13 protein-coding genes are annotated in these 15,008 nt (G+C 72.7%); 7 read left to right on the top strand and 6 right to left on the bottom strand.

Annotation, left to right across the window (positions count from 1 at the left end):
* The first annotated feature begins 21 nt into the window (after nucleotides 1-21).
* Together AB0N27_RS25560 and AB0N27_RS25555 are read left to right on the top strand one after the other, a co-directional pair.
* Nucleotides 22-1,092, top strand: a complete 1,071-nt coding sequence (locus tag AB0N27_RS25560; protein WP_364374741.1) for a HEAT repeat domain-containing protein — start codon at nucleotides 22-24, stop codon at nucleotides 1,090-1,092.
* Between the two features lie 62 nt (nucleotides 1,093-1,154).
* Nucleotides 1,155-2,108, top strand: coding sequence for a sporulation protein (locus AB0N27_RS25555; protein WP_364374738.1), 954 nt, complete (start codon nucleotides 1,155-1,157; stop codon nucleotides 2,106-2,108).
* Between the two features lie 66 nt (nucleotides 2,109-2,174).
* Here AB0N27_RS25555 and AB0N27_RS25550 read toward each other — a convergent pair whose 3' ends face one another.
* The gene (locus AB0N27_RS25550) at nucleotides 2,175-2,546 is read right to left on the bottom strand and encodes a hypothetical protein (RefSeq protein ID WP_364374735.1); all 372 of its coding nucleotides are present in this window, start codon (nucleotides 2,544-2,546) and stop codon (nucleotides 2,175-2,177) included.
* Nucleotides 2,547-2,722: 176 nt separating this feature from the next.
* The gene (locus tag AB0N27_RS25545) at nucleotides 2,723-4,765 is read right to left on the bottom strand and encodes a glycerophosphodiester phosphodiesterase family protein (protein ID WP_364374732.1); all 2,043 of its coding nucleotides are present in this window, start codon (nucleotides 4,763-4,765) and stop codon (nucleotides 2,723-2,725) included.
* A gap of 189 nt (nucleotides 4,766-4,954) precedes the next feature.
* Between AB0N27_RS25545 and AB0N27_RS25540 the strand changes: the two genes are divergently transcribed.
* Entirely contained in the window at nucleotides 4,955-5,374 is a 420-nt protein-coding gene (locus AB0N27_RS25540; RefSeq protein WP_364374729.1) for a hypothetical protein, read from the top strand.
* 80 nt (nucleotides 5,375-5,454) lie between these two features.
* Here AB0N27_RS25540 and AB0N27_RS25535 read toward each other — a convergent pair whose 3' ends face one another.
* Together AB0N27_RS25535 and AB0N27_RS25530 are read right to left on the bottom strand one after the other, a co-directional pair.
* Complete coding sequence (locus tag AB0N27_RS25535; protein WP_364375011.1) at nucleotides 5,455-7,683, bottom strand: AAA family ATPase; 2,229 nt, start codon at nucleotides 7,681-7,683, stop codon at nucleotides 5,455-5,457.
* Nucleotides 7,684-7,939: 256 nt separating this feature from the next.
* Nucleotides 7,940-9,070 (bottom strand): sigma-E factor regulatory protein RseB domain-containing protein, encoded by a 1,131-nt coding sequence (locus AB0N27_RS25530; protein WP_364374726.1) that lies wholly within the window; start codon nucleotides 9,068-9,070, stop codon nucleotides 7,940-7,942.
* A 97-nt stretch (nucleotides 9,071-9,167) separates the two neighbouring features.
* Between AB0N27_RS25530 and AB0N27_RS25525 the strand changes: the two genes are divergently transcribed.
* Both AB0N27_RS25525 and AB0N27_RS25520 read left to right on the top strand, forming a co-directional pair.
* Complete coding sequence (locus tag AB0N27_RS25525) at nucleotides 9,168-9,824, top strand: response regulator transcription factor (RefSeq protein ID WP_357988570.1); 657 nt, start codon at nucleotides 9,168-9,170, stop codon at nucleotides 9,822-9,824.
* Between the two features lie 59 nt (nucleotides 9,825-9,883).
* The gene (locus tag AB0N27_RS25520) at nucleotides 9,884-11,251 is read left to right on the top strand and encodes an ATP-binding protein (RefSeq protein ID WP_364375008.1); all 1,368 of its coding nucleotides are present in this window, start codon (nucleotides 9,884-9,886) and stop codon (nucleotides 11,249-11,251) included.
* Between the two features lie 11 nt (nucleotides 11,252-11,262).
* Here AB0N27_RS25520 and AB0N27_RS25515 read toward each other — a convergent pair whose 3' ends face one another.
* Both AB0N27_RS25515 and AB0N27_RS25510 read right to left on the bottom strand, forming a co-directional pair.
* Entirely contained in the window at nucleotides 11,263-12,852 is a 1,590-nt protein-coding gene (locus AB0N27_RS25515; RefSeq protein ID WP_364374722.1) for a tetratricopeptide repeat protein, read from the bottom strand.
* Nucleotides 12,853-12,909: 57 nt separating this feature from the next.
* Nucleotides 12,910-13,371, bottom strand: a complete 462-nt coding sequence (locus AB0N27_RS25510; RefSeq protein WP_364374719.1) for a MarR family transcriptional regulator — start codon at nucleotides 13,369-13,371, stop codon at nucleotides 12,910-12,912.
* A gap of 49 nt (nucleotides 13,372-13,420) precedes the next feature.
* On the opposite strand from AB0N27_RS25510, the gene AB0N27_RS25505 reads away from it, so the two are divergent.
* Together AB0N27_RS25505 and AB0N27_RS25500 are read left to right on the top strand one after the other, a co-directional pair.
* Nucleotides 13,421-13,942: a VOC family protein gene (locus AB0N27_RS25505; protein ID WP_364374716.1), complete on the top strand. Its 522-nt coding sequence runs from the start codon at nucleotides 13,421-13,423 to the stop codon at nucleotides 13,940-13,942.
* Nucleotides 13,943-13,966: 24 nt separating this feature from the next.
* Complete coding sequence (locus AB0N27_RS25500; RefSeq protein ID WP_364374713.1) at nucleotides 13,967-14,851, top strand: hypothetical protein; 885 nt, start codon at nucleotides 13,967-13,969, stop codon at nucleotides 14,849-14,851.
* Nucleotides 14,852-15,008 lie beyond the last annotated feature (157 nt).

Below are 15,008 nucleotides of genomic sequence, written 5' to 3'. Positions count from 1 at the left end.
TCGGCGGGCACCATCGTGGCCGTGGAAGCGCACGAGGTGGCGGACCTGTTCGACCGGGCGGTGCAGCGGCTACGGCGGACCGTCGAGGATGGCGACTCCGACGACGGATCGGTGTTGCTCCGGCAGGCGGCCGACGCGGGTGCCCTGGCTGTCCGGCTGGCCCTCGGCCGGCTCGCCGATCCGGACCGCGTGGTGCGCGCGGCGGCGTGCGACCTGCTTGGCGTCACGAGCAGCCAGCACGAGGACGTACGCGTGGAGGCGACGACGGCCCTGATCTCGCTGGCCGCCACCGAGACCGATCCCGAGGTGCACTGGTCGATCGCGCGCGCGTTGGGCGCCACCTGCGACCCTCGCGCCCTGCCGACCCTGGTCACCCTCGCGGACAGTCCCGACAGCGACGTACGGTTCCAGGTCGCCGTCGCGGTGCCGGCAGTCCTCGACGACCCGCCGGCCGAAGCCGGCGAGGCGGTGCTGATCGACCTGTGTGCCGACCCCGACCCGAAGGTCCGGGAGTGGGCCACCTTCAGCCTGGGCTGGGCGAGCACCGCCGACGGCGATGCCGTCCGGAGGGCACTGTGGGACCGCATCCACGACGCCGACCCGGAGGTACGCGCCGAAGGCATCCGAGGGCTGGCGCGGCGACGGGACGTGCGGGCGCTTCCACTTGTACGTGGGCTGCTCGCCCAGGACGCGGTGCACACGTTCACCTTCCAGGCCGCCGCGTACCTGGCGGACCCGTCGTTGCTGCCGCTGCTGGACGGGTTTGATCCCACCGCGGACGGCGTCGCCGAGGCCCTGCTCGAGTGTGACCCGGTCCGCCGCGCCGAGCGCGATGAATTGGCATGGCGACTACTGCTCGCCGTTTACCTGCGTCGCCCCGACTGGCAGGTCACCGTCGGCGGCGAGCGTTGCGATCTCGGCCTGTACCTCGATGTCACCGACGGAGGAGGCGTCGCCGGTCACTGGTTCGCCGACGGGTTGTTGAGCCGGGCCGGCGGCGACCCGGACCATGCAACCGAGCTGGCGATCGAGGATCTGGCGACACACGGGACGCGGCACGCTTCACAGCCACCTCACAGCGCATCTGGATAAGGTGCGCGTCGAGTCAACGTCCGACTCCAGCCTGGAGCGGTCGGCGTCGCACAGGAGTTCCGATGGTCTTCAAGAAGATGTTGAGCGCGTTCGGCGTGGGTGGCCCCAGTGTGGACACCGTGCTGACCAACCCCAACACCCGGCCCGGCCTGACCCTCGACGGGCAGGTGAACCTCGTCGGTGGTGACGCCCCGGCGGCCATCGAGCAGGTGGTGATCGGGCTGGTCACCCGGGTCGAGGTCGAGGGGCACGACGCCGAGTACTCGGGCACCCTCGAGTTCCACCGGATGGCCGTCAGTGGCGCGTTCGAGCTCGCCCCGAAGCAGCAGCTGTCGATCCCGTTCCAGCTGCCGGTGCCCTGGGAAACCCCGATCACCGACGTGTACGGCCAGCGCCTGCACGGCATGACGATGGGCCTGCGTACCGAGCTGGCCGTGGCGCGCGCGGTCGACAAGAGCGACCTGGACCACGTGGCGGTGCACCCGCTGCCGGTGCACGAGCGGATCCTGGAGGCGTTCCAGCGGCTCGGCTTCCGGTTCAAGCACGCCGACCTGGAGCGCGGTCACATCCGCGGCGTGCAGCAGACGCTGCCGTTCTACCAGGAGATCGAGTTCTTCGCCGCCCCGCAGTACGCGAGCACCATCAGGGAGGTCGAGCTGACCTTCGTGACGAGCCAGCGCGGCGTCGAGGTGATCCTGGAGTGCGACAAGCGCGGCGGTTTCCTCAGCGCCGGGCACGACGCCTTCGGCCGCTTCCAGGTGTCGCACGCCGACGTCGACCGCGTCGACTGGGCACAGGTCGTCGACGGCTGGCTGCGGGAGACGACCTCCCGTTACGGCAGCCTGCTCTCGCAGTACGGCCCGAGCCACGGGCGCGGTCACGGACACGGCCGTGGCCCCGGTATGGGTGGCATGGTGGCCGGCGCGGCGCTCGGCGTCGCCGGCGGCATGATCGCCGGCGAGATGATCGAGGACGCCTTCGAGGGCGACTTCGGCGACTTCGGTGGCGACGAGTAGTTCCGTCCACAGACGGCAGTGGCCTCCGGGAGATTCTCCCGGAGGCCACTGTGCGCCGTGATCCGGTCAGTGCCGGGTCTTGCGCTCTTCGCCGCTGCGCCAGGCGCTGCCGGCCTTGGCCAGACCCCGGCTACCGAGGTAGCCCAACGTCAGCAGGGTGATCAGGAACCAGGCGTTGTCGGCCCGGAAGATGTCGACCCCTGCCGAGTTCCGACCCACGACCTGCGACGCGCCCAGTACGGCGGCCACCGCGATCAGGTAGATCCAGAACTCGGTGGTCTTGAACGCCTGCTTGGTCTCCGTACCGGGTGCCCGCATGTCGTTCCGATGCCCGTCGTGCATGACCGGCATCTGCTGCGTGTCCCGCATGGCAGCGGGGTTCTGCGGGTCGTTCATCGGCCGGTTCATCGGCCGGGTGGAAGCAGCCTGCGTGCTCATCTGGTCCTCCTCAGGATGCGATGAGTCGTACCTGCCTTCCCTCGCCCCGCTACCGCGTTTCGGCCACGGCGCGGTTCGTGTTCACGGCGGGGACGCCCCCCGACTACCCGACGCCGGTGAGCAGGTAACACCGACCGCCGGCCGAAAAATCCAGCCGGCGGTCGGGTCGGCGCACGTCAGCGCAGGCCGTTGCGGACGGCCACGCTTACCAGCAGGTCCGGGTCGTCGGTGATGATGCCGTCGACACCGAGGTCGATGACCCGCTGCATGACAGTCGCGTCGTCGACGGTGTACGGAATCACCTTCAGGTCGTACCGCGTCTGGAGGGTCCGTACGTCCGGTCCGTGGAAGTACGCCGGGTTCTCCCGCAGGTACCAGTCGGCCGAGGCGACAGTGCCCTGCTTCGGGTCGTGCACCTGCCAGTTGGCGGACACCGTGCCCGCCCCCGCGGCGCGGGTCAGCCTGCCCAGGTCCCGGTACTTCCACCAGTCCAGCCCAGCGGTCCACGGGCTCTTCACCGACGGGTCGCCGTACACGGCCTCCAGCGAGCACTCGTCGGCGAGGGTGGCGCACTCGGTCGGCCCGTACTGCCAGACCAGGCCGACCGTGCCGATCCGCTTGTCGAGTTGCTTGGCGTACGTGATGGTGCGCCAGTCGAACGACTGGATGGTGGCCCGGCTGGTGAAGCCGGCCCGCTGGATGGCGTCGACGAGCTTGCGGGTGAAGCTGCGGTACGGCTCGGTGTCGTTCACCACCGGGCTGATCTTCGTCTCGATGTTCATCCCGACGTCGGTACGGCCACTGGCCTTCACCAGGGCGAAAACCTCGTCCAGGGTGGGGATCCGGGCACCTGGGACGGGCACCTGCGCGGGCAGCTCCGGCAGCGTCCTCGTGCCGCAGTCGACGGTCTTGAGCTGCGCCAGGGTCAGCTCGTGCACTCCCTTGCCCACGTACGGGAACATCGGGTCGCCGCGGCGTACCGGGGCGGTGTCGACGCAGTGCGACCCGTTGACCGTGCGGTCGTGCAGCACCACGAGCGTGCCGTCGGCGGTGACGCCGGTGTCCAGTTCGAGGGTGGAGATGGCCCGGTTGGAGAGCGCGTTGGCGAACGCCGACAGGGTGTTCTCCGGCCGGGTGGCCCGTCCGCCCCGGTGCGCCTGGATGTCGAACGGCGCCGCGTACGCCTTGGGCAGCCGGTAGCCGCGCTGCGCCAGCACGCCGCGTAGCCGGTCCGGGTAGTCGGTGATGATGCCGTCCACGCCGTCCTCGATCAGCTTGGTCATGGTCGGCACGTCGTCGACTGTCCACGGGATCACCTTGATCCCGTAACTGTGGGCCCGGGCGACCATGTCCCTGGTGACGTACGGCTGGTAGCCCGGGTCGGTGACAGTGCCGTTCTGCGGCATGCCGTGTACAGGTGAGAAGGCGCTCGCGCCGAAGCTGCGGATCGCCCTGATCGGGTCGCCGCCGAAGTCGTCGATGTCCAGTCCGCCCAGCCACGGCGAGGCGCCCGGCTGACCGGTCTGGAGGAAGTCGTAGTTGGTGAGGGCGACAAGCGGGAGCTTCGGTTCGACCTGGCGCATGCGCATCAGCGCGCCCCAGTCGAAGCTCTGGATGGTGACCTGCCTGAGCAGCCCGGCCGCGCGGATCTCGGCCGCGGTGACCCGCACGAACTGCTCGCGGGGCGCGGTCTCGGTCGGTGCGCCGGCCTCCACCTTGGTCTCGACGTTGAGCGTCACGTCGCTCGCCCGGTAGCGGTTCACCAGGGCGAACACCTCACGCAGCAGCGGCATCCGAGCACCCGGCACGGCGAGCTGGCCGGGCTTGTCCGGCAGCGTCTTCGCACCACAGTCGAGAGTGCGTACCTGGGCCAGGGTGAGCGTGTTGACGTACTTCCCGACGTACGGGAACTCCGGGTCGCCGGGCGTCACCGGGGCGGTGTCGACGCACTTGGCACCGCTGATCTTGCGGTCGTGGGTGACGACCGCCTGGCCGTCCTCGGTGATCTGCACGTCCAGTTCGAGGGTGCTCACCCCGAGTTGGAGGGCGTTGCCGAACGAGGCGAGGGTGTTCTCCACCCGCAACCCGAGGCCGCCGCGGTGGGCCTGCACGTCGAATGTCCGGTCCGGTCGCGGTTTAGCCTGGGCGGGCACCGCGAGCCCGGTCGTCACCGTCGCGGCCACCAGGGCCGCGACGGCGGTACGGCGTACTGTGCGCACGCTGTCTTCCCCTCCTGCCGGCGGGCGTCTCCCCCCGGTCGCCGGACAGCATGGACATCCCGGACTGCGGGCAGACGGCCAGTGGACGGCGCGACGGTGAACCGTCGTGGACGACCTCCGGTCGCGCCGGTTTGCCCGGCCGGTGGCCGGGCACGCAGTCAGTTCCACAGCTTCTGCGAGGTGATGATCGTGCGTGAGGACGACATGCGGCAGGACGCCGCCCGCCAGGCCGAGGATCGGATCGCCGGAGGCGTGTACGGCAAGGGAGCTGTCGAAGAGGTGACGCTGCCCCGCACGGACGTGGAACGGGTCATCCAGGAGGAGGACCCGTACGATCCGGCGCACCAGCCGATCGACCCGACCGTGCTGCGCGACGGTGGTCCCGTCGCCGGGCAGGGTGCGGTCACCACCACCGGTGGCACCGCCGGGCCGGCGAGCGTACGTCGGGTGGCCCGGCAGCCCGAGCGGCACCCGGGCACTGTCGCACCGACCACGACCGGCGATGCCACCACAGGCGGTCTGAGCACCCCGACGGGTGGCGGCACCAGCGACCAGTCCACGTCGGCGACCGGGCCGGCCAAGTCCACCCAGGACAAAACCCGCGACTGACGACCAGGCGCCTATCTACCGACTCGTGATCATGAGGTTGACGTGGCTGTCAGAGACCACAGGCCACGTCAACCTCATGATCAACTGGCGTCGGGCTGGGGGCGCAGGACGCCGAGGCGTTGGGTGGCGCGGGTGAGCGCGACGTACAGGTCGCTGCGCCCACGGGGAGACTCGGCGACCATCCGGTCGGGGTCGACCACGAGCACCGAGTCGAACTCCAGCCCCTTGGCCTGCGCGACGGTCAGGACGACGACAGCGCTCTCCAGCTCCGGGTGCTCGCCCACGGCAGCCTCGGGCAGCGCCGCGGTAAGCGCGGCGCCCAACTCGTCCACCCGGCTGGCCGGCACGATCACGCCCAGCCGGCCCTCGGCCAGCCCGGCGGCCTCCCGGGTGGCCGCCGCCACCAGCTCCGCCGACAGCTGCCCGTCGGGCACCGCCCGGTCCCACGGGGGTACGCCGCTCTCCCGCACCGAGCGGGGCGGCCGCAGCTCCGGGTCGATCTCGGCCAGGACGTCGGCGGCGACCGCCATGATCTCGGCGGGTGTGCGGTAGCTGACGGTCAGCTCGGTCAGCCGCCACCGCTGCGCCACGTACGGCGCGAGCGCCTCGGCCCAGGAGGGCGTGCCGGTGAGCGCGCCGGTCTGCGCGACGTCCCCGACGATGGTCATCGAACGGCTGGGGCAGCGGCGCATCAGCAGTCGCCACGCCATCGGCGACAACTCCTGCGCCTCGTCGATGATCACGTGACCGAACGCCCACTTCCGGTCGGCGGCGGCACGCTGCGCGGTGGTCAACCGGTCGGCCTCCTCCTGCCGTTCCAGCAGACGGTCCGCGTCGATCAGGTCGGTGACGCCGAGGATCTCGCCACCCTCGGCCTCGTCCTCGACGTCGATCGAGCGGGAACCCCTGGCGATCTCCAGCACGCCCTCGGCGTACTCGCGTTCCATCCGGCGGATGCGGTCCCGCCGGGCGGCGGCGGCCCGCTCGTCCTCGCCGAGCAGTTCGGCGGCCTCGTCCAGCAACGGCACGTCGGCGGGCGTCCAGCCACCCGGCTCGCGGTGCAGCGACGCCCGTTCCTCGTCGGTGAACATCGGCGTGGCGGCGGCGATCCGGTCCGGGTCGGCGTACAGGTCGGCGAGCAGGCGCTGCGGGGTGAGCACCGGCCAGAGCCGGTCGAGGGTGGCCTTGACCTCCGGCTCGTCGCTCAGCTCCCGGCGGATCTCGGCCCGGTCGGCCTCGTCGAGCAGATTGTCCCCGCCCAGCGGGTCGGCGCCGATCCGTTCGGCCACCTGCTCGGCGAGCGCATGCACGATCTCCACGTCGAACAGCGCCCGGGCCAGGTTGTGCGGGCGCTCGGTGCGACGTACCCGGTCCCGGGCGGCCCGTACGGTCTCCGGGTCGAGGATCAGCGCCTCGCGCTCGACCTCGATCTCCAGGGGCTCGTCCGGCACCCACTGCCGGTCCCGCACGGCGAGCGCCAGCACCTCGGCCAGCACCGCCCGGCCCTTGAGCGCGGCGGTCTCGGCCGGTTCGGTCCGCTGCGCGCTGACCCCGGGGAACAGGTCGCCCTGGGTACGCAGCAGCACGCCGGTCTCGGCGAGTGTCGGCAGCACCTGGGAGATGTAGCGCAGGAAGGTCGCGTTCGGGCCGACCAGCAGCACGCCCCGGCTGGAGAGTTCCCGGCGGTGCGTGTAGAGCAGGTACGCCGCCCGGTGCAGCGCGACCGCTGTCTTGCCGGTGCCCGGGCCGCCCTGCACCACCATGACGCCCGGCAGTTCGGCGCGGATGATCCGGTCCTGCTCGGCCTGGATGGTCTCCACGATGTCGCGCATCCGACCGGTGCGTCCGGCGTTCAGCGCGGCCAGCAGCGACGCCTCGCCGGTCAGCTCCTCGTGCGCGCCGGGGGAGGCGGTGTCGATGTCGAGCACCTCGTCGTTGAGCCCGGTTACCTTGCGCTGGCGCGTACGCAGATGACGGCGGCGGCGGATGCCCTGCGGGTTGGCGGCGGTGGCGAGGTAGAACGGGCGGGCGGCGGGTGCCCTCCAGTCCATCAGCAGCGGGTCGTAGTCGCCGCTGGTGTCGAAGATGCCGATTCGGCCGATGTAGCGGCGCGAGTCGTCGTCGCCGTCGAGCCTGCCGAAACAGAGACCGTTCTCCACTGCGGAGAACTGTTCGACCTGGTCGGCGTACATGGCCACCGAGCTGTCGCGCTGGGAGCGGTCCTGAAGGGTGCCGCCGGTGCTGCGCAGCGCGTCGGTGAGCCGGTCGGCGGCCTGCTCACGGAGCCCGTCGAGCCGGTCGTAGAGCATCGAGACGTACTCCTGCTCGCGGCCGATCTCGTCGTCGAGCGGCAATTCACCGGAACCGCCGGAGTGCCTTGACAAGCCGTCTCCTAAAGATTAGAATCTTTTGCAGGAACGGCTTTGAGCCGTTCTTTTTTTGTGCCTCGAATTGTCGAAGATAGCGCGTTCCGTCGGCTCCCATCAAGCCGTACGGCCCGGCGTGATCCGCACAACGAAGCGCCGGGCCGACCAGTGGTCGACCCGGCGCGTGCCCGAGGAGAGATCAGCCGCGAGCGGCCTGGTAGAGCCGTTCCGGCGTGACCGCTCCGGCCAGCACCCGGCCGTCGTCGGTCAGCAGCACACTGAACAGCTTGCTGGTGAGCAGTCGACCGCTGCCCCAGTCGCCGCTGACCGCCGGCAACCCGCCCAGCAGCTTCGACACGTCGACGTCAGGCGCGGCGCCGGCTGGCGGGACGGCCGGCTTGGCGTCGGCCGGCTTGCCGCCGACCGCACCGTCGAGCTTGGCGACCAGCACGGTCGTCCAGCCGGAGCCGACGGCCCGTACACCTGGGTCACCCGTCGGTGCGGCGTGCTCGGGACGGCCGCCGGCGGCCGGCCGCTCGGCGGCCTCCTCCTTCACGGTCACCCCGGGCGGCGGGTTGAACGTGAACTGGTCCGCGTCGGGACGCCGGTAGTCGACCTGGGTGAACGCCACCTCGAAGGCCGGCTGGTCACTGCCCTTCGCCAGCACCTCGAAACGCAGCGGAACGTGCTGCTCGGCGTCGATGGCGATACGCAGCTGGTGCACGAGCGAGTCGCGGTCGCGGGGCTGGAGTACCAGCTCGTACGCGTCGTGGCCGGCCACGGTGGCCGCCCGGCCGACGCTTACCTCGGTGCTGGGGTCGATGGCGCCCAGTGCCAGGTCGGCCGCCTCCTGCGGGGTGGCCGGCAGACTCGGCGTGGCCTGCGGGGCGGCCTTCTCGGCGGTGCCGTCGCCCAGGGTGCGGTGGCTGGCGGTGTTGGTGCGGCTCTGCCAGGTCCACAGGTCCCGGCCGTTGCGGATCACATCCTGCTCGCCGAGGGTGTCCAGCAGCGCGACCCGCTGCCGCTCCGGCCCCGAGTACCAGACACGCAGCGTGTGCGTACCGGTCAGCAGGGTGGTCACGTCGTTGCCGGGCACCAGACCGAGAAGGGGCGGCAGGCCGAGGTCGGCGCGTTGCACGACGGTGCCGGACAACCCCTCCAGCCGGGAGGTCTGAAGATCGACGAGGAGTTGGGCGGCGGTACGGGGCGGCAGGCTCGGTTCGGCCTCGGCGGCCAACGTGCCGACGGCCGCGCCACCGCCGATGACGGCGACGGCGGCGGTCGCGGGGACCAGCCAGCGCAGGACGGGACGGCTTCTCAGGACGGACATGGTGGGCACCTCCTGCGCACCATCCTGCCCGGTGCCGGCTGTGAACGGGCTGAGGACGCCGATCCGCCGCCGTTGACCCGGGTGGCACCCTTGGACTGTGCGGTTGCTGGTGGTGGAGGACGAGGCCCGGTTGGCGGCCGCCCTGCAGCGCGGTCTGCAGGCGGAGGGGTTCGCGGTGGACGTGGCGGCGACCGGCCCGGCCGGCCTGGACGCGGCCCGGCACGGCGGGTACGACGCGATGATCCTCGACGTGATGCTGCCGGGGCTGTCCGGCTACGAGCTGGTCCGGCGGTTGCGCGCGGAGCAGCACTGGCTGCCGGTGCTGATGCTCTCGGCAAAGGACGGCGAGTACGACCAGGCCGACGGTCTGGACTGCGGGGCGGACGACTATCTGACCAAGCCCTTCTCGTACGTCGTGCTGCTGGCGCGTCTGCGGGCGTTGCTGCGCCGGGGAGCGCCGGAACGTCCGGCCGTGCTCACGGTCGGCGACCTGAGGCTGGACCCGGCCCGCAGGCGGGTCACCCGGGCGGACGCCGAGGTGACGCTCACCGCACGGGAGTACGCCTTGCTCGACTACCTGATGCGCCGGCCCGGCCAGGTCGTCTCCAAGATCGAGTTGTTGGACCACGTCTGGGACGCCAGCGTCCAGACCGCGCCGAACGCCGTCGAGGTCTACGTCGGCTACCTGCGCCGCAAGCTCGGCCGGGACCGGCTGGAGACCGTGCGGGGCGCCGGCTACCGGCTGGCCACGTGACAGGGGTCGGCCGGCCGTGGCGGAGCCGGCTGCCGGCGCTGGGGCTGCGGGGGCGGCTCATGGCGATCGGCGTGTTCGGCCTCACCGTCGGGTTGGCGCTCGGCGGGGTGGTGCTGCTCGGTGCGCTCGGGTTCGTGCTGCAACGCACCGTGGACACCGAGGCGTTCCGGACCGCGGACGCGGTCGCGCTGCTCGCCGCCGAGGACGCGCTGCCCGATCCGCTGCCGGTGGCCGGTGGGCAGGTCCGCGTCCAGGTCATCGACGCGCAGGGGCGGATCCGGGCCGCCTCCATCGACGCGGACCGGCTGGTGCCGATGGTCCGGCCGCAGCGGCTGGACCCGGGCCGGCGGCAACGGCTGGAGGTGCCGGCGGAGCGGGTCGGGCTCGCCGGCCCGGTGCGGGTGGTCACCGTGCCCGCCGGTACGGCCGCCGATCCGCTGACCGTGCTTGTCGCCCGGTCGATGGCCGACGTGCGGCACAGCACGCACGTGGTCCGGACCATCCTGCTGGTGGCGTTCCCGCTGCTGGTGGCGGTGCTCGCCGCGGTGGCGTGGCGGGTGGTGGGCGCGACGCTGCGGCCGGTCGAGGCGCTGCGCCGGGGCGCCGAGGAGATCACCGGACGCGCCGGGACAGGCCGACTGCCGGTGCCCGCCTCGGCCGACGAGATCCACCGGTTGGCGGTCACCCTCAACGGCATGCTGGACCGGTTGGAGTCGGCCCGGGTCCGGCAGCGGGCGTTCGTCTCCGACGCCGCGCACGAGCTGCGCAGCCCGCTGACGAACATCCGCACCGAGCTGGAGGTCGCTCAGCGGCTCGCCGACCGGACCGACTGGACGGCGGTGACCGGCAACCTGCTCGCCGACACCGAAAGGCTGAGCCGGCTGGTCGACGACCTGCTGCTGCTGGCCCGCCTGGACGAGGCGCCGCAGGCGCGCGGCAGCGGCCCGGTGGAGCTGGGCGGGCTGCTGACCGAGGTCGCCGCGCGCTGTCCGTCGCCGCCCGTGTCCGTGGCCCCGGCGACCGGGCCACTGTGGACGACCGGGAACGCCGACGAACTGCGCCGCGTACTGGCGAACCTGGTCGACAACGCGGTCCGGCACGCGCGCGGCAGCGTGCTGCTCGCGGCCGAGGCCCATGCCGAGGTCGGGACCGGGGGAGTGACGTACCACCTGGTGACGGTGACCGACGACGGCCCGGGCATTCCGGCGGCCGACCGGGAGCGGGTCTTCGGCCGGTTCACGAGGCTCGACGACGGCCGGGCCCGCGACGACGGCGGCGCGGGCCTCGGCCTGGCCATCGTGCGGGAGCTGGTACGACGTGCCGGCGGCAGCATCGCCCTCACCGACGCCGAGGGCCAGTCGTCGGGTCTGCGGGTGTGCCTCCTGCTGCCCGCGCTGCCGGCCGAGGACGGCACCGACCTCCGCTGACGGGCGGGTGGTCAGCGCCGGCGGGTGCAGACCTGCTCGGAGTTGGCCACGGTGTCGGTGGACCAGACGACGGCCACCGTGAAGCAGTAGTCGTTGGTGCGGTTGAGCGCGTAGATGACGTAGGTGCTGGTGCCGGCCGGCAGGGTCGCGAAGACGTTGCGCTCCTGGCCGGCACGGCCGCCAGCGATGACCACCGGACCCTCGCCGCCCGGCGGGTAGGTCCAGCGCAACGTGATGCTGTCCCGGGTGTCGCTCAGGGCCACCGCGCCGGGCGGACTGCCGGGTGGGGCCGCGGCCGGTGCGGCCTCGGCCGAGGTCGGCGCGGCGCCCGGCGCCGGCGCGGTCGTCGCCGGTGGGCCGGCGGTGGGGGAGCCGCTGGCCGGTGGCGGGGTCGGGTCGTCGTCACCGTCGACGCGCGCCACCCCGGCGATCACCGCGGCGGCCCCGAGCAGCACCACGACCACGCCGGCCACCAGCACCGGCACCAGGCGGTTGCGCGGCGCCGGCGGAGCCCGGTGTACGGGTACCGGAAGCAGTCGTGACGGCGTGTACGGCTCCAGCGGCGCGTACGGGTCGCCCGGCGGCCGGCGCAGCCGGTACACCCCGGACTGCTCCTCCGTCGCGCCGGCCAGCCCCACGACCGACGGGGGGACCGGCGTCTCGGTGACGTGGGGGACCGGCTCCTCGACCGGCTCCTCGACCGGCTCCTCGACCGGATCCGGCGGCCAGGCGGCGCTGCCACCCGGCTCGTCGGCCGGTGCCCGGGGGGTCGGAACGCCCCCGCCGGTCGCCGCCGCCGCGGCCTGTTGCGGCGGGTGGTAGCCGGCCTCGACCGGCCCGTCGTCGAGAGGTGGGACGCGGGCGGCGGGCACCGTCGGGGAGCCCTCGGCGGCGGACGGCTCGTCGGCGCAGACATGATCCGGATTCGCCGCCGCCCGCGCCAGAGCCGCCACCTGCGCCGCCAACGGGTCGTCGGCCGCGAGGTGCTGCCGGCACAGCTCGCGGGCCAGCGCCAGATTGTCGTGGGCCTCGGTGAACTGTCCACAGTCGCGCTGCATCGCGCCGAGCCGGGCCAGCATCTTGATGCCGCTGGGGTGGCCGTCGCCGTACACCTCGCGGTGCAGCTCCCAGGCGTCCTGGAGCCGGTCCCGTGCCACTGTGCACTGGCCACGCGCGTACTCGACGGTGGCCAGGTCGGCGTGCGCCGCGAGCACCCGCAGCGACTCCGGGCCGTCCTGCGCGGTCAGCTCGATGATGACTTCCTGGTAGAGCCGGGCGGCCCGGGAGTGGCTGCCGACCCGGTGCAGCACCGCGGCCAGCGTCGCCGCGGCGGCCACCGTGCGCGGGTCGGAGCGGCCGTGCAGCCGGGTGGTGGCCGCGTACGCGAAGGCGGCCCACCCGCGAGCGGAGTGCGGTTCGCCGAGGGCGACCAGGACCCGCGCCTGGAGGCTGGCGGCCTCGGCCAGCTCGGCTGTGGCGTTGGCCGGGCGGGGATCGGCGTCGGTGAGCGCGTCGGAGAGCAGCCGCTGCGCGCCCACCAGATCACCTGAGGACACGAGGTGGTGCGCCTGATCAGTGAGGTCGCCGAAGCCGGAGGGCACGCCCCATCGTGCTCATCCGACGACGGTAAGTACAAGACCCACGGCGGTGTCGATCGGTCAGGATCCTGTCAGGTGCTCGGCCAACGTCTCGCTGATTCGGCGTAGCTGGTCGACCTGGGCCGGGCTCAACGCGTCGAACAGGTGCCGGCGTACCCCCTCGACGTGGCCGGGTGCGGCCGCCGCGAGGGTGGCGAAACCGTCGTCGGTGAGCACCGCGACCTGCCCGCGCCGGTCGGTGGGGCAGTCCTCGCGACGTACCCAGCCGGCGGCCTCCAGCCGGGCCACCGCGTGCGAGAGTCGGCTGCGCGACGAGCCTGCCGCCTCGGCCAGGTCGCTCATGCGGAGTTGGCGGCCGGGAGCCTCGGAGAGCCGGACCAGGATCTCGTAGTAGGCGTGCGGCATTCCCGCGTCGCGTTGCAGTTCACGGTCGAGCGTGTCCATCAGCGCCCGGGAGGCGGTGAGGTACGCCCGCCAGGTGCGCTGCTCGTCGGGGTTCAACCAGCGGGTCATGACGACCATCATACCCACGGTAGTTGAGCGTTCAACTAAACGGCGTTACTCTGGGGTCATGGGTATCCACCGGCTCAACCACGCGGTCCTGTACGTCAGCGATCTCGCCCGCAGCGTCGCCTTCTACCGGGACGTGCTGGGCTTTCGTCCGGTGGCGATGACCCCGGACGGCTTCCGGGGCGCCACCTTCCTCCAGGCCCCCGACTCGACGAACGACCACGACCTCGGCCTGTTCGAGATCGGCGCGGGCGCCGGGCGCTCGACCGCCGGCCGGGCCACCGTCGGTCTCTACCACCTGGCCTGGGAGGTCGACACCCTCGACGAGTTGGCCGCCACCGCCGAGCGGCTCGCCGCCGCGGGCGCGCTGGTCGGCACCTCCGACCACGGCACCACCAAGAGCCTCTACGGCAGGGACCCGGACGGCCTGGAGTTCGAGGTGGTCTGGCTGATCCCGGCCGACCTGCTCGACGACGCCGCGCTCGCCGCCCGCAAGCAGATCGGTCGGCTCGACCTGGACGCCGAGCGGCGGCGATACGGCGGCCAGACCCGCGGCGGGGTGGGGATCTCCGTCCCGGCCTGAACCGCCATGCGGTAGAACGGACCGATGCCGACCGACCGGACCACCGACTTCCTCCGCGAGCTGCTGGTCCGCCAGTTGACGACCTGGCTGCCCATGGCCCTGCAACGCTCCCGGCGGGCAACTGTCGCACTGGCCGGCGTCGACGGGGGTGGCGCGGAGGCCGCGCTGCGGGTGGTCGCCGGCCACGCCGCGCAGGTACGCGGCCGGCAGGTCACCGTCCTGGTGCTGACCGACAGCGCCGCCGACCTGCCGGCCCGACTCGGACCGGTCGAGGCGGACCTGCCCGCCGAGGTGACAGTGCACCTGCTGCCGGGCACCCCGGACCGGCTGCCGGTTGCGGTGAAGGCGGCAGGCGCGGCCGGCTCGCCGCTGTTCACTGTCGTGGCCGTGCCCGGCGCGGTGAGCGCCGACGTGCTCACCGCCGCCGCCAACGGGCGTACCGGCGAGGTCCTGCTGCACGCGGGCAGCAGTGCCCGCGACGCGCTCGTCGCGACCGGATTCCCGCTGGTCGCCGAGGTGGCGCCGGTGCTGCCCGACGACGGGGCGGCGGGTGTGATCGCGTTCGGCAGTCGCTCGGACCGCAGCCTGGAGGCCGTACGCGACGCTCTGTGGGCGGTCGGCGCCGACCTCGACGTGCGCTACCGCGACCCGGCCGACCCGACAGGCGCGACCGCCGACGTGGCAGGCGATCCAGACCTCGAACCGCTGGCCCACGCTCTATTGGCCGAACTGCGCCGGCGCGGCCCCCGAACGGTCACCGAACTGCGCCGGCACACCCTCACCGCGACCGTCTACCGCGCTACCGACGCCAACCACGCCCTGGAGAGCCTCGTCGACGCGGGCGAGGTGACACGCGAGCGCCCCACTGGCCGCCTGGCCGGAGACGAAACAATCACCCCCCACCCCTGACCCGCCCCCGCCCCGCCCCCGCCTCGCCCCCGCCCCCGCCCTCGCCCCGCGATCTTGCACTTTCTGCCCCGACGAAGGGTGTCAGACCGGGCATAACGGCGACCGAAAGTGCAAGATCGCCGGGGCGGGGCGGGGCGGGGCGGGCCCCGCAGACGCC

The organism is Micromonospora sp. NPDC093244 (genome assembly GCF_040683695.1).
Taxonomy (GTDB): Bacteria; Actinomycetota; Actinomycetes; order Mycobacteriales; family Micromonosporaceae; genus Micromonospora.
Note: the sequence above shows the minus strand (reverse complement) of the source record. Positions and strands in the feature narration are given on the sequence as shown.